This is a genomic window from Armatimonadota bacterium (assembly GCA_031459765.1).
Classification (GTDB): domain Bacteria; phylum Sysuimicrobiota; class Sysuimicrobiia; order Sysuimicrobiales; family Kaftiobacteriaceae; genus Kaftiobacterium; species Kaftiobacterium secundum.
On the sequence record JAVKHY010000002.1, the window covers coordinates 322,672 to 344,788 of the forward strand.

25 protein-coding genes are annotated in these 22,117 nt (G+C 70.1%); 6 read left to right on the plus strand and 19 right to left on the minus strand.

Annotated features, from left to right (window positions below; all coding sequences use genetic code 11):
• Positions 1 to 8: 8 nt before the first annotated feature.
• The gene (locus tag QN141_04345; protein ID MDR7557700.1) at positions 9 to 1,094 is read left to right on the plus strand and encodes a hypothetical protein; all 1,086 of its coding nucleotides are present in this window, start codon (positions 9 to 11) and stop codon (positions 1,092 to 1,094) included.
• On the opposite strand, the gene pyrE is transcribed toward QN141_04345, so the two are convergent.
• Positions 1,091 to 1,663 carry an orotate phosphoribosyltransferase gene (gene pyrE, locus QN141_04350; protein ID MDR7557701.1) on the minus strand — a complete coding sequence of 191 codons (573 nt, stop codon included), beginning with the start codon at positions 1,661 to 1,663 and terminating at the stop codon, positions 1,091 to 1,093. The genes QN141_04345 and pyrE overlap by 4 nt on opposite strands.
• Before the next feature lie 286 nt (positions 1,664 to 1,949).
• Between pyrE and QN141_04355 the strand changes: the two genes are divergently transcribed.
• The 5 genes from QN141_04355 to QN141_04375 all read left to right on the plus strand — a co-directional run bounded on the left by QN141_04355 (position 1,950) and on the right by QN141_04375 (position 5,331).
• On the plus strand, positions 1,950 to 2,471 hold the full coding sequence (locus QN141_04355) for a serine protease (protein MDR7557702.1): 522 nt from the start codon (positions 1,950 to 1,952) through the stop codon (positions 2,469 to 2,471).
• 232 nt (positions 2,472 to 2,703) lie between these two features.
• The gene (locus tag QN141_04360) at positions 2,704 to 3,081 is read left to right on the plus strand and encodes an MBL fold metallo-hydrolase RNA specificity domain-containing protein (protein ID MDR7557703.1); all 378 of its coding nucleotides are present in this window, start codon (positions 2,704 to 2,706) and stop codon (positions 3,079 to 3,081) included.
• A 62-nt stretch (positions 3,082 to 3,143) separates the two neighbouring features.
• Positions 3,144 to 3,656 carry a hypothetical protein gene (locus QN141_04365; protein MDR7557704.1) on the plus strand — a complete coding sequence of 171 codons (513 nt, stop codon included), beginning with the start codon at positions 3,144 to 3,146 and terminating at the stop codon, positions 3,654 to 3,656.
• Between the two features lie 11 nt (positions 3,657 to 3,667).
• Positions 3,668 to 3,994, plus strand: coding sequence for a hypothetical protein (locus QN141_04370; protein MDR7557705.1), 327 nt, complete (start codon positions 3,668 to 3,670; stop codon positions 3,992 to 3,994).
• Between the two features lie 209 nt (positions 3,995 to 4,203).
• Positions 4,204 to 5,331, plus strand: coding sequence for a cytochrome c3 family protein (locus QN141_04375; GenBank protein MDR7557706.1), 1,128 nt, complete (start codon positions 4,204 to 4,206; stop codon positions 5,329 to 5,331).
• Positions 5,332 to 5,425: 94 nt separating this feature from the next.
• Here the strand turns inward: QN141_04375 and QN141_04380 are convergent, their stop codons facing one another.
• The 18 genes from QN141_04380 to QN141_04465 form a co-directional block, all read right to left on the minus strand.
• Entirely contained in the window at positions 5,426 to 5,902 is a 477-nt protein-coding gene (locus QN141_04380) for a hypothetical protein (GenBank protein ID MDR7557707.1), read from the minus strand.
• Positions 5,903 to 6,111: 209 nt separating this feature from the next.
• Positions 6,112 to 6,234 carry a hypothetical protein gene (locus tag QN141_04385; protein MDR7557708.1) on the minus strand — a complete coding sequence of 41 codons (123 nt, stop codon included), beginning with the start codon at positions 6,232 to 6,234 and terminating at the stop codon, positions 6,112 to 6,114.
• Positions 6,235 to 6,762: 528 nt separating this feature from the next.
• Positions 6,763 to 7,179: a PIN domain-containing protein gene (locus QN141_04390; GenBank protein ID MDR7557709.1), complete on the minus strand. Its 417-nt coding sequence runs from the start codon at positions 7,177 to 7,179 to the stop codon at positions 6,763 to 6,765.
• A complete protein-coding gene (locus QN141_04395) occupies positions 7,160 to 7,450 on the minus strand; it encodes a hypothetical protein (GenBank protein ID MDR7557710.1) in 291 nt (96 codons plus the stop codon). Before QN141_04395 ends, QN141_04390 begins: the two co-directional genes overlap by 20 nt.
• A gap of 52 nt (positions 7,451 to 7,502) precedes the next feature.
• Positions 7,503 to 7,850 (minus strand): winged helix-turn-helix transcriptional regulator, encoded by a 348-nt coding sequence (locus tag QN141_04400; protein ID MDR7557711.1) that lies wholly within the window; start codon positions 7,848 to 7,850, stop codon positions 7,503 to 7,505.
• 63 nt (positions 7,851 to 7,913) lie between these two features.
• Positions 7,914 to 8,816, minus strand: coding sequence for a DUF882 domain-containing protein (locus QN141_04405; GenBank protein MDR7557712.1), 903 nt, complete (start codon positions 8,814 to 8,816; stop codon positions 7,914 to 7,916).
• Between the two features lie 74 nt (positions 8,817 to 8,890).
• Entirely contained in the window at positions 8,891 to 10,693 is a 1,803-nt protein-coding gene (locus QN141_04410) for a CocE/NonD family hydrolase (GenBank protein MDR7557713.1), read from the minus strand.
• A 21-nt stretch (positions 10,694 to 10,714) separates the two neighbouring features.
• Positions 10,715 to 12,061, minus strand: coding sequence for a dihydroorotase family protein (locus tag QN141_04415; protein MDR7557714.1), 1,347 nt, complete (start codon positions 12,059 to 12,061; stop codon positions 10,715 to 10,717).
• On the minus strand, positions 12,061 to 13,044 hold the full coding sequence (locus tag QN141_04420; protein ID MDR7557715.1) for a D-glycerate dehydrogenase: 984 nt from the start codon (positions 13,042 to 13,044) through the stop codon (positions 12,061 to 12,063). The genes QN141_04415 and QN141_04420 overlap by 1 nt, the downstream gene beginning before the upstream one ends.
• Before the next feature lie 35 nt (positions 13,045 to 13,079).
• Positions 13,080 to 14,309 (minus strand): Xaa-Pro peptidase family protein, encoded by a 1,230-nt coding sequence (locus tag QN141_04425; protein ID MDR7557716.1) that lies wholly within the window; start codon positions 14,307 to 14,309, stop codon positions 13,080 to 13,082.
• Positions 14,309 to 15,355: an alcohol dehydrogenase catalytic domain-containing protein gene (locus QN141_04430; GenBank protein MDR7557717.1), complete on the minus strand. Its 1,047-nt coding sequence runs from the start codon at positions 15,353 to 15,355 to the stop codon at positions 14,309 to 14,311. Before QN141_04430 ends, QN141_04425 begins: the two co-directional genes overlap by 1 nt.
• The gene (locus QN141_04435; GenBank protein MDR7557718.1) at positions 15,352 to 16,056 is read right to left on the minus strand and encodes an ABC transporter ATP-binding protein; all 705 of its coding nucleotides are present in this window, start codon (positions 16,054 to 16,056) and stop codon (positions 15,352 to 15,354) included. The genes QN141_04430 and QN141_04435 overlap by 4 nt, the downstream gene beginning before the upstream one ends.
• Before the next feature lie 15 nt (positions 16,057 to 16,071).
• Positions 16,072 to 16,836, minus strand: coding sequence for an ABC transporter ATP-binding protein (locus QN141_04440; protein MDR7557719.1), 765 nt, complete (start codon positions 16,834 to 16,836; stop codon positions 16,072 to 16,074).
• An 11-nt stretch (positions 16,837 to 16,847) separates the two neighbouring features.
• Positions 16,848 to 17,573 (minus strand): cysteine hydrolase, encoded by a 726-nt coding sequence (locus tag QN141_04445; protein MDR7557720.1) that lies wholly within the window; start codon positions 17,571 to 17,573, stop codon positions 16,848 to 16,850.
• 22 nt (positions 17,574 to 17,595) lie between these two features.
• Positions 17,596 to 18,852 carry an ABC transporter substrate-binding protein gene (locus tag QN141_04450; protein MDR7557721.1) on the minus strand — a complete coding sequence of 419 codons (1,257 nt, stop codon included), beginning with the start codon at positions 18,850 to 18,852 and terminating at the stop codon, positions 17,596 to 17,598.
• A 37-nt stretch (positions 18,853 to 18,889) separates the two neighbouring features.
• Entirely contained in the window at positions 18,890 to 19,927 is a 1,038-nt protein-coding gene (locus QN141_04455; GenBank protein ID MDR7557722.1) for a branched-chain amino acid ABC transporter permease, read from the minus strand.
• A gap of 3 nt (positions 19,928 to 19,930) precedes the next feature.
• The gene (locus QN141_04460) at positions 19,931 to 20,785 is read right to left on the minus strand and encodes a branched-chain amino acid ABC transporter permease (protein ID MDR7557723.1); all 855 of its coding nucleotides are present in this window, start codon (positions 20,783 to 20,785) and stop codon (positions 19,931 to 19,933) included.
• A gap of 71 nt (positions 20,786 to 20,856) precedes the next feature.
• Complete coding sequence (locus tag QN141_04465; protein ID MDR7557724.1) at positions 20,857 to 22,116, minus strand: Xaa-Pro peptidase family protein; 1,260 nt, start codon at positions 22,114 to 22,116, stop codon at positions 20,857 to 20,859.
• Position 22,117 lies beyond the last annotated feature (1 nt).

Sequence of the window (22,117 nt, forward strand, 5' to 3'; positions counted from 1 at the left end):
ACCGCAGAATGGGCACCGTCACGGCAGCCGCTCCGTGGGCCCTCGCTGTCGTCGCCGCCGTCGTGATGGCCACCGCGGCGATGCCCGCCGTCGGTGCGGCGCCGGCGGGCCGCCTCGCCTTCCTCGCCTTCCAGGACGGGGCGCTGCGCATCGCCTCCGTCCGCGTAACCGGCGGTGCCCCGCGGTACCTGACCCCGGCGAGCACCACGGCGCATTCTCCGGGGTGGTCGCCCGACGGGCGCCGCATCGTCCACGCGGCGACGCGGAACGGACGATGGCGCATCTACGTGATGAACGCGGACGGCAGCCACCGGAGGGTGTTGACGTCGGGGGATGGAGATGACATCTTCCCCGCCGTCTCGCCGGACGGCCGGCGCATCGCGTTCGTCCGGCGCCGGGGAGACGACACGCAAATCTACGTGATGTCCGGCGACGGCTTCGGGATACGGCGGGTCACCCGGACACCGGGCCGCCACATGGTGCCCACCTGGTCCCCGGACGGCCGGTGGATCGCCTTTGTCTCCACGCGCGACCGCGGGGTGCCGCAGTTGTTCGTGATGCGTCCCGACGGAAGCCGCGTGCGCCAGCTCACCCGGCCCGAGACTTACGTGGGCAACGCCCACGGCCGGGAAGAGAAGACACTCGAGCTGAGCGGCGTGCTGCTCCGGCCCGGCATGCTCCATCCGGCCTGGTCGCCGGACAGCCGGTCGCTCGCCTACGTTACCCGCGTGGGCCGCGCGGAGCAGCAGATCATGATCGTGAACGCGACCGGGGGAGCGCCGCGGCGGCTGTCCACTGGGTACGCGCCCGCGTGGTCGCCCGACGGGAAGCGCATCGCCTTCGTCGTCGCGCGGGTCGGCGATTCCCAGATCTACACCGTGAACGCCGACGGTACCCATCTCCGGCGGCTCACCGCCCACGGCGCCAATATGCTCCCGACCTGGTCTCCCGACGGCCGGTGGCTGGCCTTCCTGTTCGCCGGCCGCGGCGGCCTCGGTCTGTACGCGATGCGCCCGGACGGAACGGATCGCCGCCGCCTCGCCGACGCTGGCGGCGACCTCTCGATGGGACCGGTGATCGCCTGGCAGCCCTAAACCGGTTCCTTCGGCTCGATCAGCGCCACGCCCGCCCGGCACAACGGGCAGTGCTCCGGCTCCCACGCCTTGACGTCTAGTGTCAGCAGGGCGCGAACCGGGACGCCGAGGTCCAGCCGACCGCCGGAGCGATCGACGAGCACCGAGGCGCCCACGATCTCCGCCTCCGCGGCGCGGACCAGTTCCAGCACCCTGCGCAGCGACCCCCCGGTCGTCAGGGCGTCCTCGACGGCCAGCACCCGCTCCCCGCGGCGCAGGACAAATCCCCGGCGCAGCACCATGCCTTCCGCCCCGCCCTTCTCCGCAAAGACGGCCCGGGCGCCGAGCCGGCGCGCCACCTCGTGGGCCAGGATGATTCCGCCGACGGCCGGACCGATGACGACATCGATGCGGGTGCGGGCGTAGGGTTCGGCCATCGCCCCGGCCAGGCGCGCCGCCTGTTCGGGATACTGCAGGACCTGCGCGCAGAGCACGAACAGGTCGCTGTGCCGCCCCGAGGTGAGGAGAAAGTGGCCGCGGCGCACCGCTCCGGCGGCCTCGAGGATCCTCAGCACCTCATCGGGAGTCATCGGATGGTTCTTCGCACACGAGCCCCAGGGGCCTGCCGGACTCCACGTTCGCCTGGCCGCGCCTCTCTGCGGGGAAACGCGCTCAAGATCCCCCGACCCGCCCGACTGCTCCGCTCGACCTCCGGGCATGCTCGGGCCTGAGATGCGGTGGCACCGCCTGGCCGGCCCGATCCTGTGCGGCCTGCTACTGACAGGCCTCCTCGCCCCGGGCCCACTCCCTGCGCCACCTCCCGCCCCGGTCTACGGCGGCGCGGCGCCGGGAGGAATCGACCGCCGGGCGATTCCCATGCTGGTCACCCGGGGCGGCGACCTCGTCCGGTACGGAACGGGCGTCGTGGTCGGACCGTCGACGATCCTGACGGCGAAGCACGCGGTGGGCGCCGCACCCGAGATCGTGCTCCCCACAGGGATGAGGGTGAAGGGCCGGACGGTCTGCCGCGCCCGCGTCGAAGACCTGGCCGTCGTCCGGGCCCGGTTGCCGACGGGGACGCCGTCCTATGCGCTCTCCTCGAGGCCGCCCGCCGTGGGTGAATCGGTCCGCGTCGCCGGTTATCCCGGCCGGCGCTGGACCACGGCCGGCGGGCGCGTGACCTATATCATCTCATCCGCGGTCCTCGGCGGCCGGAGGATCCACTCCCCGATGATCGTCTTCCGCCCCGCCCTCAGCCAGGGCGCGAGCGGCGCTCCGGTCTTCAACCGCCGCAACCAGGTCGTCGGGATTTTCGTCGCCAGCAACCGCAGCGAGAACTACAGCATCGCCTTCCCCGCGGCCACGGCGCTCCGGGTCTGCCGCAGCCACCTAAAGTAGCCCGCGGCGCAACCTCCGCCCGGGGCAGCCGCGGTCGGGCTTCAGCGGCCGGGCCGAGGGAAGTCCGCACGCGGCGAGAAGTCAAAGCCAGCACCCATGCGCGTCACCCCCTACGGCGCGGTCCGGACGGTCACCGGCTCGATGCACCTCGTCGAGACCGGCGGGATCCGCCTGCTGCTGGACTGCGGGCTGTTCCAGGGCCGGCGCGCGGAGTCCTACGCGGTCAACAGCCATCGCCACGTCGGGGATGTGCGAGTCCGGCCGCATCCTCCATCACCTGCGCCACCACATCGGCGATCCCCGCTCGCAGCTGCTGATCGTCTCCTTCCAGGCGGCGCACACCCTGGGGCGGCGATTGGCCGACGCGGTGTCGCCGGTGAACATCTTCGGAGAACCCCACGACGTGCGGCTCCAGGTGGGCGTGCTCCATGCCTTCAGCGCGCACGCCGACCGCGACGAGTTGCTGGGCTGGGTCGGCCGGCTCCCCCGCATGGGACAGATCGTCTGCATCCACGGCGAGGAGCGGCGCGCTCTGGCCTTTGTGGAGCGGCTCGCCGTCCTCGGCCTGACCGCGCACGTTCCAGAGCGCGGGAGGGGGTTCACTGTTTAGGCAGGGAGTCCCACGGATCTGGCCGAACACAGTGCGCAACGCCGAGTCCAGAAGGTCCAGCTATGCGGCTTGGTGTGCGGGAACTCTGGACGGTGATCCACGGCCTCGTCCTTGGCACGCTCTTCCTCCTGGCCTTCGCCGGCGGCTTCGCCGGCTTTTACAGCCTCCGCCCCGAATGGGTCACCGTGGCCGGTATCCGGGAGCGCCTGCGCCGGCTCCTCGCCGGGTCATGGATCATGGCCCTCGTGGCCTGGCTCACCGTGATCACCGGGACCTGGATCGTCTATCCCTGGTATCGCGCGGCCGATCCGAGCAGCCCCCGGTCGAGGCTCCTGGCCGACCCGGCCACCGCGGGCTGGCACGTCTTCGGCATGGAGTGGAAAGAGCACGTGGCCTGGATCGCGCCGATCCTGGCCACCGCCGTGGCCTACGCCGTGACCTACTACCGCGAGGACCTGGCCCACCGCCAGGACGTTCGCCGAGCCGCGCTGGTCCTGTTCACGGTGGCATTCCTGACCGCGGGCGTGGCCGGGATCTTCGGAGCCTTCATCAACAAGGTCGCTGCCATTCGCTAGGGGGGTGTGTGATGGCACAGGCGAGGACCAAGCCCAACGGACCCGTAGCCGCCGCGTTCCTGGCCTCCGGCATCGGCTCGTTCGCCCTCGGCCTCCTCACCACGGGGGCCGCGGCGTCTGAAGGCCTGGCCAACGCCCTCCGCTGGTCTCGCCCCGTGGGGCCGCTCTCCGGAAAGAGCACGCTGGCCGTGATCGTCTGGCTCGCGGCCTGGATCGTCCTTGGATCGGTGTGGCGGAGGAAGGAAGTGCGCTTCGCCCCCGCCTTCCTCTGGACGCTCATCCTCCTCGGCCTCGGGTTGCTGCTGACCTTCCCTCCCTTCTTCGAAGCCTTCGAATAGTACGCACGTTCCGCCCCCTTCGCCCGTCGGGTGCGCATCGACCCGGCGGGCACGTTGGTTCCCATCCGGCGAGCGCCTGAGAGCTGTGGGTCTCTTTCTGCCTAGTGCATCCTGCGGGTCAATGGTACGCCTGCATCATGTACGTTCCCTACGACACGGTCATACGCTGGCCCCCAGGGGAGACTGATCTCCTTCCTGGAGGTCCGCCCATGCGTGCCATCTTTGCGCTTCTTGCCGGGCTGGTGATCGTTGCCTTCGCCTTGATCGTCTCGCCGCGCCATCCGCCGGTGGCCGAGGCCCAGGTCGGGAGAACGTATGTCGGTAGCGAGAGGTGCGCCACCTGCCACGCCGACGTGGCCGCGAAGTGGAAGCGCACCCTCCACAGCAAGATGGTCCGGCCGGCCACGCGCGACCAGATCCATGGGAATCTCCAGGCGCCGAACGCGCCGAACCTGGCCGAGTTCGACTTCGCCTACGTGCTGGGAGGGTGGTACAAGGAGGAGCGGTACGTGATCCGGCGCGGCGGCGAACTGCTGGTAACGCCGCACGAATGGAACCATGTTCTGAAGACCTACACGATCCGCCGGACGGCGAGCGGGGACCTCGAGTTCAGCAACTGGCGTACGGCATGCATCGGCTGCCACACCACGGGGTATGATCCCCAGACGCGCACCTGGGCCGAGCTCAACATCGGCTGTGAGTCGTGCCACGGACCGGGATCGGCCCATGTCGCGCAGCCGGCCAAAGCCACTATCATCATCGATCGTACCGCGGAAGCCTGCGGCTCCTGCCACATTCGTGGGACCGACAACGCCACCAGATTCGGCTTCCCGACCACGTACGTCCTCGGACGGCCGGATACGCTGCTCGCCGGATTCACGCCGATCCCGATGACAGACGCCGCGTCGATCTTCCCGGACCAACGCACCAGTAGCCGGCACCGCCAGCAGTTCATCGACTACACGAAGAGCAAGCACTACACCCATGCCAGGATGGGATGCGTGGTCTGCCATGACGCGCACGCCGGCACGGAGGTCGCCTATTCCCAGCTGAAGAAACCGAAGGCTTCGCTGTGCACCTCCTGCCACCAGGATCAGGCCCGCCGGTTCGTGGCGCACACCGGCCATCAGAAGTGGCAGGTGACGTGCACCGACTGCCACACCCCGCGTGTGATCGCGAACGGCACGGTCTCCACACATACCTTCAAGACCCTGCCGCCCGCCGACACCCTGCGGCTCGGCCCGCGTCAGGCCAACTCCTGCACGTACAAGTGCCATACCACGCAGAGCGCGGAGTGGGCGCAGCAGTACGTCGTCCAGAAGGGCATCGGGAAGTAGTGCACAGGATGTAGCCGGACCGACCGGCTGGAACGCGAGTGCCCGGGATGCCGCGCATCTCGGGCACTCGTCATCTCCGATGCGGCTGTGCGGGCTACTTTCCCTGGGCCACCTGCTGCATCAACGTAGCGACCTGCTGCGCGGAGGTCTTGATCTTGGCCAGGTCCGTGCTCTTCATCCCGGCCACCGCCGCGGCGTCCGCGTCCTTCGCCTTGGCCATCAGCGCCGCGCTGGCGTTGGCCCGCCGGAGATCGGCCAGGACGCCGTTGCCCATCCCCTGACAGGGGTTGTCCCAGGCGGCGTTCACGTTCTCACCTTTGGCTCCCTCGATGCAGACCAACGCATGACCGAGATGCTCTTTCGCCGCCCCCACCGCATTGCTGCCCGCCGCGTATCCCGCGTGCGCGGCGGCGGTCTTCGCCTGCGCGATGGCCGCGGCCAGACTCGAGGAGCCGGAGTCTCCCGAGGGAGGCGGAGTGGGCTGGGTGTGATAGGGCGCGTAGGCCACGCCGGCCGCCAGACCCAGAACCGCAACGGACACCATCGTCAACACCGTTACCTTCCGAGGCATCGCAGATCACCTCCCTCGCCAAGTTTCCCCCGGCATCGTCACGGCTGTGTAAGGCCGATGTTGCGGTTATGGTGTGGGTCAGGTCAGGCGGAGGCCGAGAGCGAAGGTTCCGGCGTAGCCCTGCCCTCCCGTCTGACCGGGAGGATCAGGTGCGACCCGCCGGTGCGGAAGACGCCGTCGGTGGCGTTTGTCGTGTCCCGGCGGCCTCTCTAGTTGTAGGGCGGCTGCGCGTGTACCTGGTCTGTGACGGCGTCATCGAAGGACGGCTGCGAGGTGAACTCGAATCCCGGCACCGACCCGGGGTCGGTGCGGATCTTGAAGTGCGTGTGCACTGGATCCCCGCTCCAGGGCCGCCGGACCTTCTCCTCTACGAAGGCGCTACGCCGTCGGGATACGCACCCCTCCGATCACCATCCGACCGGCGCGGCTCCGGGGATGCGTTCCGTACGTGGCCTCGGCGCAGACGCGGGAGCAGAAGGGATCCCCGTGCCTGCGAGCCGCGGGCGGAATCGGCCTGCCGCAGCGCTGACAGGCGGTGCGGACCCGCCGCCGAGCCGTATGCTTGCGCGCGTCCATCATGGTCGTCTCCGATCGACAGCCCGACTCAGGAACAGGAGGACCCTCTGCGTCCGAAAGTCCTCTCTCTTCGAGGCTCTTCGAGGCCGGTACCCGTCTAATTCATAAACAACGGACAATTGGTCGGCATCATTCCTCCAGCCACCGAGGGAGCCCCTGGAGCGTCGTCCACGGCCTTCCGGCCGTGCTGCTGGTCGCGCCCCTGACCCGGGCGGCGGTGGCATGCCTGGGGCCCGCACCCGGGAAGCCGGCACCCGATGCGCCGCCGGAGGGCCCTCCCGCGGTCAGATGCCCCGCACGGTGAGCCCGCGCGAGAGGGCGGCCGTGGCCTGACGGTCGTCGTGGGTCCAGAATTCCAAAGGCTCCTCCGGGGCTTCCGCGGCCAGGATCTCCGCGGTCGCCACATGGATCGCGTCCAGCGCTCGAACGGGGATGGCGAAGGAGCTCTTCGCTCCCGCGATGACCCGATCGTCGACGCCGGCCAGATCCAGCATCGCCAGCAGGTCGGTCAGCTCCTTGCGCTTGATCGCGGTCTGCGTGTCGTTGAGGTGGCCCAGCAGCCGCGCGCGGTCAATCGCCCGGAACGTCTCCACCTCCACCACCCGGGAGGAGACCACCCGGCCCGCGCCGCCGAGCGGAACCGTCGGTCCCGGCTCCATGAACACGACGCGCAGCACCGCGCTAGCGTCGACGTACTTCACCGGGATCCTCGCGCACGGCGCGCAGCGCCTCCTGGATATCCACCGGTCGGTCCAGGGGGGAGATGCGGAGCGCGCTCCAGTTCTGTGTCCCCGGCCGGAGTCGGCCCTCCCGCGCCAGCCGGTCGTGCCAGGCCAGCGCGCCCGCGGCCGGCGGTCCCAATTCCGCAATCGGCTCGTTCCTGTCCTTCACGGTGATGCGCATCCCGCGCCCGGCCATCCGGAGGTATTTGCTCAGATGAGCCTTGAGCTCGCTGACATTGATGTCCTTCATGGGCTTATCATAGGACCATAAAGGTCAAGTGCGCAAGGTTTCAGACGGCCGGTCAGGATCTGGGGCGCGGGAGCCAGCGGTGGGCCCACCGTTCGACTTCGGCCAGGATGCGTTCGAGATCGCGTCCGCGCCGGGTGAGGGCATACTCGATGCGCACCGGCGTGTGGGGATAGATCCGCCGCTCCACGATCCGCTCCGCCTCCAGTTCCTTCAGGCGTGCGGAAAGCAGGCGGTCGTGCAGATCCGGGATCGCCTCCAGGATCTCCCCGAACCGGCGCGGCCGGTCCATCAGGGCCCGGATCACCGCTCCGGTCCACCGCTTGCCCACCAGCTCGATGGCCCGATGGAACCGGGGACAGACCTGTTGTCCGTGCTCGCGCCGCGCTCTGCTCTTCGCCATGATCGGCCCACCCATTGACTCTACCACAGCGTCGGGAACCGGAACCAGGAGCGGCGGCCGGGGCTACCGGACGGAGATCGGGTTGGAGTCGGTCGCTTCCGGCATCTCCGGGAAGAGCCGCTGACAGAAGGAGAGGCGGATCCGAGCCCGGGTCGTGGGGGGGACCGCCTTCGGAATCGTCCAGACCAGGGCCCGGGCGGCGCCAGGGCTCCGCAGCAGGAGACAGTCGGTCTGCACCCCGTCCAGCCGAACACCGGCAACCGCCCCACCGGCGTGGACCAGCTGCCCGTCGCGACGCACGCCGACGGGGTAATCCGTGATGCGGCCCAACGTCAGCCGGACCTCTTCGCCGGGCCGGTAGCGATCCCACTCCGTGCGCAGGAGGAGGAGTCTGTTCTTGGCCCCCAGGTCTTGCTCCACCCTCGTCGTCGTCTCGTCCCAGAAGCGGCTGGGACCCACGTCGAGGTGCACAACCTGCGTCTGGCGGTAGTACCCGGCTCCGCAACAGTCCAGGCTTCGGACGAAGGTCCACAGCCGGTGCCCGCTCACTCCTTCCATCGCGATGTCGGCGGCCATGCCCTCGAGGTGCAGGCTGGTCCGCGCCGCCAGCCGACCCTGGCGGCGGAGCGCCTCGTTGTCGCCGGGACTCCGGTACCCGGAGATGATCCGGATCCTTCCCCCGTGCAGGCGATCCTGCAGATAGTCGAGGAGGGCGATGAGTCGGAGGGCCATCCCTACGGGAGCGTCCGGGGGGACCCCAAAGATCTCGTTGAGCCGCTTCCGGGCCGACGGCGGGTAGTCGCCCCGGGGCGTCCGGTAGCGGATCGCGCCGCCGGCGCCGGTCCGCACGTTGATCAGATGCACCGTCCCGTCGCCCTCCAGGAAGAAGCGCCCCGCCGGAGCGGCGACGGTGGAACACGAAAGCAGCAGGACAGCCCCGACGGCCCCGACGATCCTTCGACGCACGAATGGCCTATACGCTGGAGGCCGTCCGCTCACCTTGAGGAGGTCCCTGCCCGCGTCCGGGAAGGCCTCCGGCCTCACCCGCGCCCCCCGTGGCGGTCAGGGACGACGGGCAGGAGCAGGAAGGACGGCGTCGCGCCGCCGCCGTAGACGGTCACCCGGCCGCCGTAGATCTCCGGACGCCGATCCCACGGATGGTTGTGCACGAACGGCCCGGAGCCCCGCATCGCCTGCCAGGGTCCGAGGGTCTCTCCCGAGACCGGACGCTCCAGGTCCCGGCCCTGCACCGTGAGCGTCAACCGGTACCCGGGGGGAATTACAATGCAGGTCGGCCAGATCTCCACATCGACTTCATAGACCTGTCCGGGCACCAGCGGCTGCCGTTCGTCGTGCGCATGATAGGGACGGTAGGGCGTGGAGCGCTGCCGGTCCAGTTTGCGGTGGGAAGCCCGCAGCCAGCCCTGGGCGATGGGCGCCCGCGGCTCCACCGCGCCCGGAAAGGTCACCTCCCTGCCGTGCGGGTCGAAGAGCTGCAGGACCAGGAACAGGTCGGCGTCCGCGGTCGAGGAGGCGATGAAGAGCTTCGCCGCCACGGGACCGGTGACTTCAGTCGGCGCCTCGAAGGGCGCCGTGGAGAAGGTAACACCCTCCTCCAGCGCCCGGTACGTCGCTGCGGCCTGGGCCGCGGGGGGGTCGGGCCGCAGGGTGCGGTCGGCGGGTGAGAGGTAGAAGCGGGTCCATCGGGTGCCGTCCAGCGGCCAGGCGGTCTCCTTCCGAGGTTCGAACCCGTCGACGTGGCGGATCTGGAGCAACACGGGCGGTTCCCGGTCCCAGCCGTTGTCCAGACCTTTGAGGAAGTGGTCGAAGAACCGCTTCTGGAGGGCGAGGCCGTAGTGGGTCGAAAAGTGGGTCCAATGCTCGAGCCCGTGGATCTCCAGCCACTTCCGGTTCGATGCCGCCTGCGCGAACGCCTCAACGTTGCCGCGCAGGTGCAGGCCCTGTCCGCCCCAGTTGCCCGCGGACAAAAACGGCACGGTGACCCGTGACCAGTCGGCGGACCGCTCGCGGTACCAGGAATCGTCCAGCTCGCGCCGCAGCGCCTCGCGCTGGGGATCCACCCGGTTCAGCGCCAGCACGCTGTCGGGCAGGGTGTCGGGGCCGGCCACCAGTTCGCCGGTGTTGGGATCGACCGCTCCCCGCGTCCCGACACCGTGCTGCACCGTTTCCACCTGGGCCTTGAACCACGACCCGGTGAAGGTGCAGAGGATGCCGCCGTGCCGGTGCCAGTCGCGGTAGTAGTCGGCGGCCCCCTCCCAGGCGCACATCGCGGCAAGGTGCGGCGGCTGCAGCCCGGCCACCAGCCACTGATTGATCGCGTAGTAGGAGATCCCGTTCAGCCCGATCTTCCCGTTGCACCAGGAGCGGGCCGCCACCCACTCGATGCACGCGGCGAAGTCCTGCGTCTCGCGCGGGGAGAAGATGTCGAGGAGGCCGGGGGACCGCCCCGCCCCGCGCGAGTCCACCCGCACGCAGGCGTAGCCGTCGGGGACCCACTTCTCCGGATCGACCACCTCCCAGTTCTGATACCGGCACGACGATCCCTCGGCGACTTCGGGGAAGGCCCGGATGAGGGCCCGCCACTGGTCCCGGTATCCCCACTGATACGGCAGGCCCTTGCCGTACGGCCCGTAGCTCACGATGGCCGGATAGCGTCCGGGGGCGGCGGGCCGGAAGACATCGGCGCGGAGCACCACGCCGTCGTCCATCGGCACGGGCACGTCGTACTCGATGCGCATGCCGGCGACCTCGACCGTTCGCCCCGGGGCCTCCTCGTCCGGTCGGCCCCTCCGCCGCCGGGCGCGCCCTGATCTCACCGCCATCGCTGCAGTACACCTCCTCCACTACAATGCCGGTACACGGCGCAGCCACTGCCCCCATCCCGGCTCACCGACGGGCCGACCATCGGCGGCGACCCGTCGGCCGCGGACGAACGTGGCCACCGGCCGGCCTCGCACCCGCCGCCCCGCATAGGGCGTCCATCCGGCCTTCGAGAGGATCTCCTCGTCGCGCAGCACCCGCTCCTGGCTCATGTCGACCAGCACCAGATCCGCATCCGCGCCGGGCTGCAGCGTGCCTTTCCTCGGATACAGCCCGTACAGCCGGGCCGGCGTCTCGGCCACCGCCTCCACCAGCCTCGGCAGCGTGAGGTGTCCTTCGTGTACGGCCTGCAGCAGCAACGACAGCGTCGTTTCCACGCCGGGCAGACCGAAGTGGACCTGCCAGATGTCGCCGTCCTGCTTCTGGGCCCGCGTCGCCGGCGCGTGGTCCGTGGCCACATAGGCGATCTCTCCCCCGCGCAGCAGGGCCCACATCGCCCGCTCGTCGTCGGCGCTGCGGGCCCGCGCCGGCGGCGTGAACTTCCGGAACGGCCCCAGCCGTTCCACCTCGTCCTCGCGCAGGTAGAAGTACTGGGGGCAGCTCTCCACCCACACCGCCCCGCCCCGACGACGCTCCCGCCCGGCCAGCTCGACGGTCTGAGGGTTGCTGGCGTGGGCGACGACGACCCGCGCGCCGGTCAGGCGGGCCAGCAGGGCCACGGTCGCCGCGGCGGTCCACTCCGCTTCCCGCGAGCGCCACAGGGGAATGACGGCGAAGTCGCGGCGGCCGGCCGCCCGCAGCTCCCGCTCCGCAAAGGCCGTAATGGCGTCGTCCTCGCAGTGCACCAGACAGATCGCGCCGTGCGCGGCCGCCGTCCTGAACACATGGAGCAGATCGGCCGCACTCAGGCCGGCAATGCCGTGCGTGGTGCAGGTGAAGACCTTGAGGTAGAGCGCTCCGGCCGCCCAGACCTCCGGGACTTCCTGCAGCCGGTCGGGAAGCACATGGGCCGCCAGTCCGAAGTCCACCAGCGAGCGCCGCGCCAGATGCGCGGCCTTGGCCCGCAGCGCAGCGGCGTCGCAGACCGGGTGGGCGTGGGTGTGCTCGATCACCGTGGTCACTCCCCCGGCCGCTGCCGCGGCACTGCCGGTGATGAAGTCCTCGCGGTCGGTCGCCCCGGGGTCCATGAAGTGGACGTGGGCGTCCACCATGCCCGGCAGGACATGCAGTCCGGCGGCGTCCACCACCTCGCGGGCCGGCAGACGCTCGGTGCTCACCGCCGCCACACGGCCCTCGTGAAGGTAGACGTGGGCCCGAAAGCTGGACAGCGGTGTCACCACCGTGCCGCCCAGCACCGCCAGATCCAGCATCAGCCCCTCCCGCCCGTCAGGACCTCGGGGTTGGCCACGAAGGGCGGCCGGCCGCCGCGCAGGAAGGTCAGGATGCTGTCCACGACCAGCGCGGCGATGCGCTCGCGGGTCTCGGCCGCGGCGCTCCCCAGGTGCGGGGTCAGCACCACCCGGTCGAGGTCCAGCAGTCCCGGATGCACCTCCGGCTCCCGTTCGTAGACGTCGAGCGCGGCGCCGGCGATGCGTCCGGCCCGCAGCGCCTCCACCAGCGCGGCCTCGTCCACAATGGGCCCGCGGGCGGTGTTGATCAGGTAGGCCGTGGGCTTCATCAGGCCGAGCTCCCGCGCGCCGATCAGGTGATGGGTGCCGGGGTGGTAGCTGGCGTTGATCGCGACGAAGTCGCTCTCTGCCAGCAGGGCGTCCAGCGGGCGATACTCCACCCCCAGCTGCCGTTCCTCGGCCACGCTCAGCCGGCCGCGCTTGGTGTAGAGCACGGTCATCCCGAACCCCGCGGCCCGGCGGGCGATCCCGCGCCCGATGGCGCCGAGGCCGATCGTCCCCAGGACCTTGCCGTTCACCTCGGCGCCCACAAAGTACATCGACTGCGAGCCGGGAAACAGCCCCCGCCGCACCGCCCGGTCGCCCTCGACGATGCGCCGGGCCACGGCGAGCAGCAACCCCCACTGCAGGTCGGCGGTGGCTTCCGAGACGATGTTGGGGATATGCGTGACGGGGATGCCGCGGGCCGTCGCCGCGGCGATGTCCACGTGCGCGGGCACGACGGCCGAACTGGCGATGAGCCGGAGGCGTCGACCGGCGGCAATGATCCCGGCATCGACCCGGTCGTGCAGCAGGCAGTACAGGATGTCGCAGCGGGCCACCTCTTCCCGCAACTGCTCGTAAGGCAGGATGCGGCTGCTGTCGGGATAGACGCGGACCGTGCCCACCTCCCGCAGCCGCGTCAGCGCCGTCTCGGGAACCGGCTGGGTGACAAAGATCTCCATCAGGACCTCCTCCGCTGCCGGGATGGTTCCGGCCGTCAGTCGTGCGTCTCCAGCAACCGTCGATCGTAGGGCAGGCGGGAGAGCCGTCGCGGGCCGTCCTCGGCGACCAGCACCATGTCCTCCAGCCGGACCCCGCCGCCGCCGGGCACTCCGGGGACCCAGATCAGCGGCTCCAGGGCGAAGAGCATGCCGGGCTGCAGTTCCACCTCGGCCGCGCCGGGAAACACCTCGCCCACATAGGGCGGCTCATTGGCGCCCGCGCCGATCCCGTGCCCGATGAACAGGTTCAGGAAGCGCTCCGCCAGCCCGTGCCCCACGGCCGCCTGTCGGACCGCCGCGGCCACCTGCCCCGTGGTGGCGCCGGGGCGCATCGCCTCGATGCCGGCCTGCTGCGCGGCGTGCACCGCCCGGTAGATCCGCCGCTGCTCGGCGGACGGCGTCCCGCAGATCACCGTCCGTCCGAGATCGGCGAAATATCCGTTCCACATCGCCCCGATGTCGATGAAGACCAGATCCCCGTGGCGGATCACCTTGTCCGTGGCCAGCCGCGTCGGCGGCGACATCCGCTCGCCCGAGGCGACGAAGGGCGTGATCACGTGGGCATACTCCCCGCCCAGACGGTAGAGGGCCTGCATCGCCTCCGCGGCGACGTCGCACTCCCGGCGGCCGGGACGCACCGCCTCAACCGCGGCCTGCGTCACCGCCTCGGCGATGGCGACGGCCTCCTCGACCAGGGCCAGTTCCTCAGGCAGTTTGATGAGCCGCGCCGCCTGCATCGCCGCGTCTCCGTCCACCCAGCGCACCCCGGGATGACGCGCGCGGAGGGCGTCGTGCATCGCCTGCGGAGCCAGATCGAGACCGATACGCGCGGCCTGCAGGCCGTGACGGCGCAGGACCCCGCCCAGGATCACTGCGACGACGTGATCGATCAACCCCTGCTCTTCGAGAATGGGAATGGGGTAGAACTCGGCGATCCAGGGCATGCCCTGCGCCGCCCGGTCGGCATCGCCGCCGGAGACGAACAGAATCGGATCGCCGGCGGGAAGGAGCAGCGCGCCGTTCAGCAGCCCGCTCTTTCCGGCGATGAGCTGGGGGCGCAGCCCGGTCAGATAGCGGACGTTCTCGTCCTTCCACACCAGGAGGGCGTCCAGCTCGCGGCGCCGCATCTGCTCCCGGACGCGGTTCAACCGGCCGGCCCGCAGCCGCGAAAACTCCACGCGCTGCTCGTAGTCGACGCCGAAGGCGCCGGGCGCCCAGGAACGCATCACGCCGCCCCCGCAACGCGCACCACGACGCGGCCGGCGGCGCGTCCCTCCCGGATCCGCTGCAGCGCCGTGTTGACCTCGGCCAGCTCCAGGACCTCGGAGATCACCGGACGCACCAGACCGCGCCCGACGAGGTCGATGGCCCGGGCCAGCTCCGGCCGGGTGAGGTAGCGGGAGCCGATGATGCTCACCTCGCGCAGGACGATCTGGTCGGTGGGGATCGTCGGCTGATGGGCCTCGTCGGTCGTGTAGCCCACCAGCACCATGCGCCCGCCCTTGCGCACCAGCCCCACGGCCAGGGCAGTGGAGGCGCCGCTGCCCACGCAGTCCACGACCAGGTCGGCCCCGCGTCCCCCGGTGACCTCCCGGCTCACCCCGGAGGCCTCCTCCGGTCGGACGGCGAGGTCCGCTCCCACCTGCCGCGCGGCGGCCAGCTGCGCCTGGCCGACGTCCACCGCCACGGTGCGGGCGCCGGCGGCACGGGCAAACTGGAGCGCGTGCAGCCCCACCCCGCCGGTGCCGATGACGACCACCGTCTCGCCGGCCCGAACCGCGCCCCGCGTCACCACGGCGCGGTAGCCCGTGCCCAGGGCGCAGGACATCGCCGCGCCTTGTGGATCCGTGACGTTGGGGGGCAGCGGCAGCAGGTAGCCTTCGGGCACCGTCAGATACTCCTGCAGCCCCCCGGGGGTGGTGAAACCCACCCATCCCCGCAGCGCGTCGCAGAGGTTCTCCTCGCCGGCCAGACAGTGGGGACAGCGTCCGCAGCCCCAGTAGTTGAACACGACGACCCGCTGGCCCACCGGCAGCGCCGTTCCCGGGCCGCGAGCGGCGACCTCCCCGACCACCTCGTGACCGGGGACGTGGGGAAGGACCTGTCGGGCCGAGAAGGGCATCCGTCCGTCAACGATCTTGAGGTCGGTGCGGCACAGGCCGCAGACCAGCACGCGGATCACGACCTCGCCGGGCCCCGGCACCGGCTCCGGCCGATCTGCGGGGACCAGCGGCTGGCCGAACCGCTCCACCACCATGCTGCGCACCGTCACACCCCCAGATACCGTTGCCTGATCTCGTCTTCGGCCTGCAGGCGCTCGGGATCTCCGTCGAAGACGACCCGCCCCTTGCTCATGACGTAGACGTGGTCGGCCAGGCGTAGCGCCAGGGCCAGGTTCTGCTCCACCATGAGCATGGAGAGGCCCTGCTGCTTCAGCTCCAAGAGGATCCGCGCCAGATCCTGGACCAGCAGCGGCGCCAGGCCCTCGGAGGGCTCGTCCATGATCAGGAATCGCGGGTTCGTCATCAGCGCCCGGGCGATGGCCAGCATCTGCTGCTCCCCGCCGCTGAGCTTGTTGCCCCGGTGGTGGGCGCGTTCCCGGAGGCGCGGGAAGACATCGAAGATATGCTCGAGGGTCCACCCGTCCCGGGCGCCGCGCCGCGCCGCCACGGTGAGATTCTCCAGCACGCTCAGGGAGGGGAAGATCCGGCGCCCCTGGGGCACGAGCCCGATACCCTGCTGGGCGATGGCGTGGGAGGGGAGCGCGGTGATCTCCCGGCCCTCGTAGTAGATGGCTCCCCGCCGCGGCGGCGTGAAGCCCATCACCGAGCGGATGAGGGTGGTCTTGCCCATGCCGTTGCGCCCGAGGACGGCGACGAGCCGGCCGGGGAGGACCCGCAGGGAGACGCCCTGGAGGATGTAGCTCTCCCCGTAGTAGGTGTGGATCTCGTCCACCTGCAGGGCCGCCGTCATCGTCCTACGCCGCGCTCACAGTCCGGCTCCAAGATAGATCTGCTGCACGTCGGCGTTGGCCTGGATCGTGCCCGGTGTTCCTTCGGCCAGCACGCGTCCCAGGTGCATGACGGTGATCACCTCCGCCACCTCGAAGGCCACGTCCATGTCGTGCTCGATGAGCAGCACCGTGATCCGGGGATCGAGCCCCCGCACGAGGCGGGTCAGCACCCGGGCCTCGGCGGGCGACAGGCCGGCCGTGGGTTCGTCGAGGAGCAGCAGCTTCGGCCGACCGGCCAGGGCCAGCAGGACCTCGATCTGCCGCTGCTCGCCGTGGGAGAGGCTGCGCACGGTCTCGCCCCGCCGTTCCCACAGCCCGGCGGTATCCAGCAGCCGCCGGGCATCGTCCACGAGGTCACCGTGGGCATGGACGGGGCGGCGGGGATCGTATTTTCTCCCGTCGGTGCCCAGCAGGGCCAGCAGGACGTTCTCCAGGACGGAGAGGCGGGGGAAGAGGGTCGTGATCTGGTAGGTCCGTCCCAGGCCCAGCGCCGTCCGGCGGTAGCTGGGGAGCCCGGTGATGTCGCGACCGAAGAAGAGGATCCGGCCCGCGCTGACCGGCAGTTCCCCGCTGATGAGATGGAACAGCGTCGTTTTGCCCGCGCCGTTGGGCCCGATGATGGCCCGGCGCTGACCCTGCTCCACACGAAGGTTGACGCGGTCCACGGCCCGCAGCCCGCCGAAGTCCTTCGTCACGGACTCCAGGACAAGGCAGGGGGCGCCCTGCGCCCCGGTGGCCATCCTCCGGCCTCCTATCCCTCCGCCGCCGCCCGGGCCCCGAGCACCTCCAGGATCTCGTCGGTGGTCAGGACCCACCCCAGGCAGCGGCTCACGTTCTCCAGCCCGAAGCGGTGCAGGTCGGGTCCGTACATGCTGGCCACGGCGTCGCGGGCCACGATCACCGCGTAATCGCGGTTGAAGGCGTCGAAGGCCGTGCACAGGACGCAGGTGTTGGTGTTGATGCCGGCGAGGATCACCGTCCGAATGCCGCGCGTGCGGAGCACGAACTCGAGATCGGTGCCGTAGAAGGCCGAGAGCCGCTTCTTGCTCCGGATCACGTAATCGGCCGGCTCCGGCCCCAGCTCGGGGAGGATCTCGGTCTGCACGCTGCCTTCCAGGTTGTGGCCGCGGATGGTGCTCCGCCGGCCCGGGGTGAGCGTCTGCGCCGCCTCCTCCACCGCCCGCCAGAAGGGGTTGGTCATGCTGTCGGCGCCGGGATACGGGATGCGCCGGTGGGTCATCACCACATGCACGACCGGCACTCCCGCCGCGCGCGCCCCCCGGACCAGACGGGCCAGGGCGCCGCGCACGGCGGGAACCTCCTCCGGTGCCACCGGCATGGTGGCCACGTCGGGATCCAGGTGGCCCCGATGCGCGTCCACCAGCACCAGGGCCGTGGCCGTCGGGTCCACGCTCAATCGGGCGCGGACGGCGGCCAGCATCTCCCGGCGGTCCGGAACGGTCTCTTCCTGTCCCATGGCGCCTCGCCCCCGCCGGGGATCAGGGCCGCAGGGGCGGATAGTCCCGGCTGTAGACGGGCTGCCTGAGGAACTCCTCCGGGTCGTATTTCCAGAACTGCGAGACGTTGGGATAGGTGAAGATCACCGTGTTCTGCAGCAGCCCGCCGCGCCGCTCCACCCGCCGGATGTAGATGTTCTGCACGGGGTTGGCGTAGGCGTCCAGCCGCACCGGCCCGCGGGGAGCGTCGGCGATCGTAACCCGCCGCAGCGCGGCGAGGAAGGCCTGGGCGTCCTCCACGTTGCCGCGGACGGCCTGCAGCGCTTCGAAGATGAACCGCGCCCCGGTATAGGCGTTCTCCGAGTAGTAGGAGGGCGAGCGCTGCGTCTTCTTGGAGTAGGCGCTGGCGAAGGCGCGGTTCTCCGGCGTGCTCAGCGCCGCGCTGTAGTGCAGGGCGGTGATCACGTCCAGGGCCTCGTTGCCCATCTGCGGGAGCACGTGCTCGTCGGTCAGCGTGCCGCCTCCGATCAGCGGGATCCGCCCCTTCAACCCGAACTCCTGGTACTGGCTGAGGAAGCGCAGCGCGTCGGCGCCCGAGAAGATGGCGTAGACGGCGTCGATGTCCCGCCGCAGCTGCGAGAGGTAGGGGCCGTAGTCCGGGGCGCCGATAGGCGGCCACAGTTTCTGCACGATGCGGCCGCCGTTTTCCTCGAAGGTCCGCTGGAACCCGCCCACGTTCTCATGGCCGAAGGCGAAGTCGTAGCCGATGGTGGCGATCCGCCGGTAGGAGGTGTTCTTGGCCACCCACTCCCCGAAGGGCTGGTTGGGCTGGCTGCTGGTCCACCCTACCCGGACGATGTAGGGCGTGCGCCGCCGCTGGGTGATGTCGTCGGCGGAGACGATGGGGAAGATCGTCGGGATTTTGTTGCTGTCCACGAAATCCCGCAGGGCCAGGCCGGAGCTCGCGGTGAGGGGACCGACGAGCATGGAGACGCGATCCTGCTCCACCAGCCTGCGCGCCTTCGTCAGGGTGTTGGCCGGGGCTCCGACGTCGTCTTCCACGATCACCTCCACCCGGCGCCCGGCCACCGCATTCCCGTGCTCCTCCCAGAACATCAGGAAGCCGTTGATCATGTCCCGGCCGTTGGCGGCGAACACGCCCGTGGTGGGCGCAATGAAACCGATGCGGATGGGACGGGGCTGTGACGCCGCCGGCGGGCCCGCCCACAGGCCGACCGCCAGGACGATCCCTATCACCGTGAGCGCGGTCAGACGCTTCACCGTCGCCTTGCTCTCCATGCTCCTTCCACCTCCTCGCCTTGGGTCTGTCCGCCCTTCATGCCCCTTCCTGTTCCGGTTCCGTGGCCTGTTCCGCGACGACGCCCCCCGGCCGCGCGCCGGCGGCTTCGGGCGTCCCCGAAGCCGCCGGTCTCGCCCGCCGCCCCGCCAGGGTGAGGGCCTTCCCCAGCAGGCCCTCCGGAGCGTGGAGGACCGTGACGATGAAGACGATGCCCAGGATGAGCAGCCAGCGCTGGGCGTAGGCGCTGACCAGGTTGCGCAGGAAGACCACGACCCCTGCCCCCAGCACGGGACCGAACAGCGTGCCGGAGCCGCCCAGGATGACCATCAATACCTGTTCCGCCGAGGCCGTGATGTGCAGGTCGGTGGGACTGACAAAGCCGTTGTAGGCGGCGTAGAGGGTTCCGGCCAGCCCGCCGGTGGCGCCGGCCAGGATGAACGCCAGGTACTTGTGCAGCCAGGTGTTGTACCCCAGCATGCGCATGCGCCCCTCCGATTCCCGGATGCCCTGCAGGGCCAATCCGAAGGGGGAGAGGGTGAGCCGGTAGAGGAGGAAGGCCGCCGCCGCGCAGACGAGGAGGATGAAGTAGTAGAGGGCGACGGGGTCGCGCAGCGGCCACCCGAATCCCAGGTCTACGGCCGGAATCCCGGGCAGTCCGTTGTCTCCTCCCGTCATCGACACCCAGCGATAGGCCAACCCCCACGTGCCCATGCCTAGGGCCAGAGTAATGATCAGAAAGTACACGGCCGTGGCCCGCATGGCCAGGAGCCCGAAGAGCGCGGCGAGGACGGCGGCGGCCAGGACGCCGGCCCCCATCGCCGTCAGGGATCCCGTCTGGAGGCGCTGCGCCACCACGCCCATGGTGTACGCGGCCGTGCCGAAGTAGGCGGCGTGCCCGAAGGAAACCAGCCCCGTGTACCCCAGGAGCAGGTCGAGGCTCATCGCCGCCAACCCGTAGACCAGCGTCAGGATCAGCAGATGGGTGAAATAGACCGGCACGAGCTGCGGGATGAGCAGCAGCGCCAGCCCCCCTCCGATCAGGAACCACGGCGCTCGACGACGCCGGTGCCTCATGGCTCATCCTCGGCCGAAGAGCCCCGTCGGCCGGAGGGCCAGGATGACCGCCATTGGGACGAACAGGGTGAAGTAGGACAGTTCGGGGAACAGGGCCTTCCCGAAGTTGTCCAGGACGCCGACCAGCATGCTGCCGACCAGCGCACCCTTGAGGCTTCCCAGCCCTCCGATGATCACAACGGCGAAGGCCAGCGGGAGGACGTCGCTGTCCAGGCCGGGGTACGCCCCCAGGAACGGGGCGCCCATGACGCCCCCGAATCCGGCCAGGGCCGCGCCGAAGGCGAACATGCCGGTCAGGATCGGGGCCACATTGATCCCCAGCCCGCGCGCCATCTCCTGGTCGTCCACGGCGGCCCGGACGACGGCGCCCAGTCGGGTCCGTTCCAGCACCAGCCAGATGACCACGGCGACGGCGGCGCCCACCAGCAACACGGCCAGGCGGTAGGCCGGAAAGAACGCCGGTCCCAGGGTCACGGCCCGGGCCAGCGGCGCCGGCGTGGCCAGGCGCTGCGGGTCTCCTCCCCACAACCACAGGGCCAGGTCGGCGAAGGCGAAGGAGAATCCCATCGTCAGCAGGACCTGGGCCTGCTCCTGCCGGTAGAAGCGCGCCAGGAACAGTCGCTGCATCACCGCGCCGATCAGGGCCAGCGCGACGATGGCCGCCAGCAGAGCCAGACCGAAGTGTCCCGTCCGCCTGACCACCGTCAACCCGATGTACGCGCCGAGCAGGTAGTAAGACCCGTGGGCGATGTTGACGATGCGCATCAGCCCGAAGATCAGCGACAGGCCGCTGGCCATGAGAAAGAGCAGCGCGCCGAAGGAGAGCCCGTTGAGGGTCTGGCCCAGCCAGAACGCCATGCCCTCACCTCACCGGCACAGGAGCCGGTCCTGCCCCGTGTGCCGAACGTGCACGCCGTCCACCCGACGCCTCACTCCCACCAGTACGCCGGATGCTCGCAGAGGGTGAACCGCTCCGCCCCCTTGTCCGTGATGCAGATGTTCTCCTCCAGCCGCACCGTCTGTTCCAGCCCGGGGAAGCCGCTGAAGGTCTCGATGGCGAAGTACATGTTCTGCTTGATCGGGGCGGGGTGTTTGAAGGAGTAGGCCCGGGAGACCCACATCCCCTCGTACAGCGACAGGCCGATGCTGTGGGCGAATTGCTGCAGGCTGACGCTGCCGTACTTGTCGTCGTCGTACTCGGGGAATTTGGCCGCGACATCGGCCGTCGTGGCCCCGGGCTTCATGGCCTCGATCCCGGCGTACAGCGAGTCGTAGCAGCGCTTGTAGAGATCCTTCTCCTTGGGGGTCGGCTTGGCCGCCACCTTCCAGCACCGGACGAAATCGATGAAGTACCCGCCCGGGCCCACGGCGTTGATGTCCACGATCATCAGGTCGCCCTGGCGGATGATCTTATCGGTGTGCCAGCGCCGGTAGGGGCTGGTGTTGCCGCCGCTGGCCACAATGATGTCGTAGACGAAGTCGAAGCCGCTGCGGTAGAGGAACTCGTTGACCCGGGCGCAGATCTCCGACTCCCGGACGCCGGGTTTCGCCCACTCGTGCATGGCCATCCACATCGCCGCGTCGCCGTGGGCCGCGGCGATCTTCAGGCACTCCAGCTCGTCGGGGGTCTTGATCACCCGCGCCGCGGACATCGCCGGCCAGGCGTTGACGATGTTCAGGCCCAGCCCGGTGAGGGCCTGATAGGCCATCATGTCCATCACGTCGATGCCGATGCGCTCTCGGGCCACGCCCCGCTCCTGCAACACATCGGCCACGCTCTGGGCCATGCGCTGGGCCATCTCGGGCTCGGCGCCCTCGGCCCACTTCCAGGTGATCGCCGGCCGAATCTCTCCCTCCAGCCACGGGGCGTCGATCTGGGCGCAGACCATGTCCGAGCCCACGGTCTCGAACAGGACCGGCTTGCCCTCCCGCGGCAGGACGCAGTACCGGATGAAGATGTTGTTCTTCCAGTTGCCCTGCCAGACGCCGGTGACGTAGCGCACGTTCTCGCCGACGAAGAGCACCATGGCGCCCAGGTTGTGCCGCTCCATCTGCTCGCGGGCCCGGGCCAGGCGGTCGGCGCGCATGCGGGTGAAGTCCACCCGCCCCTGCCAGTCCGTGGCCGTGGTGCTGAAGACACGGCGCGGCTGGTATTCGTGATACCCCTGCAGGAACTCGTGATATCCCATG

Bases quoted from the DNA above. Each gene is read 5' to 3' on its own strand.
- QN141_04345 (MDR7557700.1), top strand. From the start codon at position 9: ATGGGCACCGTCACGGCAGCCGCTCCGTGGGCCCTCGCTGTCGTCGCC.
- pyrE (MDR7557701.1), bottom strand. From the start codon at position 1,663: ATGACTCCCGATGAGGTGCTGAGGATCCTCGAGGCCGCCGGAGCGGTG.
- QN141_04355 (MDR7557702.1), top strand. From the start codon at position 1,950: ATGCTGGTCACCCGGGGCGGCGACCTCGTCCGGTACGGAACGGGCGTC.
- QN141_04365 (MDR7557704.1), top strand. From the start codon at position 3,144: ATGCGGCTTGGTGTGCGGGAACTCTGGACGGTGATCCACGGCCTCGTC.
- QN141_04370 (MDR7557705.1), top strand. From the start codon at position 3,668: ATGGCACAGGCGAGGACCAAGCCCAACGGACCCGTAGCCGCCGCGTTC.
- QN141_04375 (MDR7557706.1), top strand. From the start codon at position 4,204: ATGCGTGCCATCTTTGCGCTTCTTGCCGGGCTGGTGATCGTTGCCTTC.
- QN141_04380 (MDR7557707.1), bottom strand. From the start codon at position 5,902: ATGCCTCGGAAGGTAACGGTGTTGACGATGGTGTCCGTTGCGGTTCTG.
- QN141_04395 (MDR7557710.1), bottom strand. From the start codon at position 7,450: ATGAAGGACATCAATGTCAGCGAGCTCAAGGCTCATCTGAGCAAATAC.
- QN141_04400 (MDR7557711.1), bottom strand. From the start codon at position 7,850: ATGGCGAAGAGCAGAGCGCGGCGCGAGCACGGACAACAGGTCTGTCCC.
- QN141_04410 (MDR7557713.1), bottom strand. From the start codon at position 10,693: ATGGCGGTGAGATCAGGGCGCGCCCGGCGGCGGAGGGGCCGACCGGAC.
- QN141_04415 (MDR7557714.1), bottom strand. From the start codon at position 12,061: ATGCTGGATCTGGCGGTGCTGGGCGGCACGGTGGTGACACCGCTGTCC.
- QN141_04420 (MDR7557715.1), bottom strand. From the start codon at position 13,044: ATGGAGATCTTTGTCACCCAGCCGGTTCCCGAGACGGCGCTGACGCGG.
- QN141_04425 (MDR7557716.1), bottom strand. From the start codon at position 14,309: ATGCGTTCCTGGGCGCCCGGCGCCTTCGGCGTCGACTACGAGCAGCGC.
- QN141_04435 (MDR7557718.1), bottom strand. From the start codon at position 16,056: ATGACGGCGGCCCTGCAGGTGGACGAGATCCACACCTACTACGGGGAG.
- QN141_04440 (MDR7557719.1), bottom strand. From the start codon at position 16,836: ATGGCCACCGGGGCGCAGGGCGCCCCCTGCCTTGTCCTGGAGTCCGTG.
- QN141_04445 (MDR7557720.1), bottom strand. From the start codon at position 17,573: ATGGGACAGGAAGAGACCGTTCCGGACCGCCGGGAGATGCTGGCCGCC.
- QN141_04450 (MDR7557721.1), bottom strand. From the start codon at position 18,852: ATGGAGAGCAAGGCGACGGTGAAGCGTCTGACCGCGCTCACGGTGATA.
- QN141_04455 (MDR7557722.1), bottom strand. From the start codon at position 19,927: ATGAGGCACCGGCGTCGTCGAGCGCCGTGGTTCCTGATCGGAGGGGGG.
- QN141_04460 (MDR7557723.1), bottom strand. From the start codon at position 20,785: ATGGCGTTCTGGCTGGGCCAGACCCTCAACGGGCTCTCCTTCGGCGCG.
- QN141_04465 (MDR7557724.1), bottom strand. From the start codon at position 22,116: ATGGGATATCACGAGTTCCTGCAGGGGTATCACGAATACCAGCCGCGC.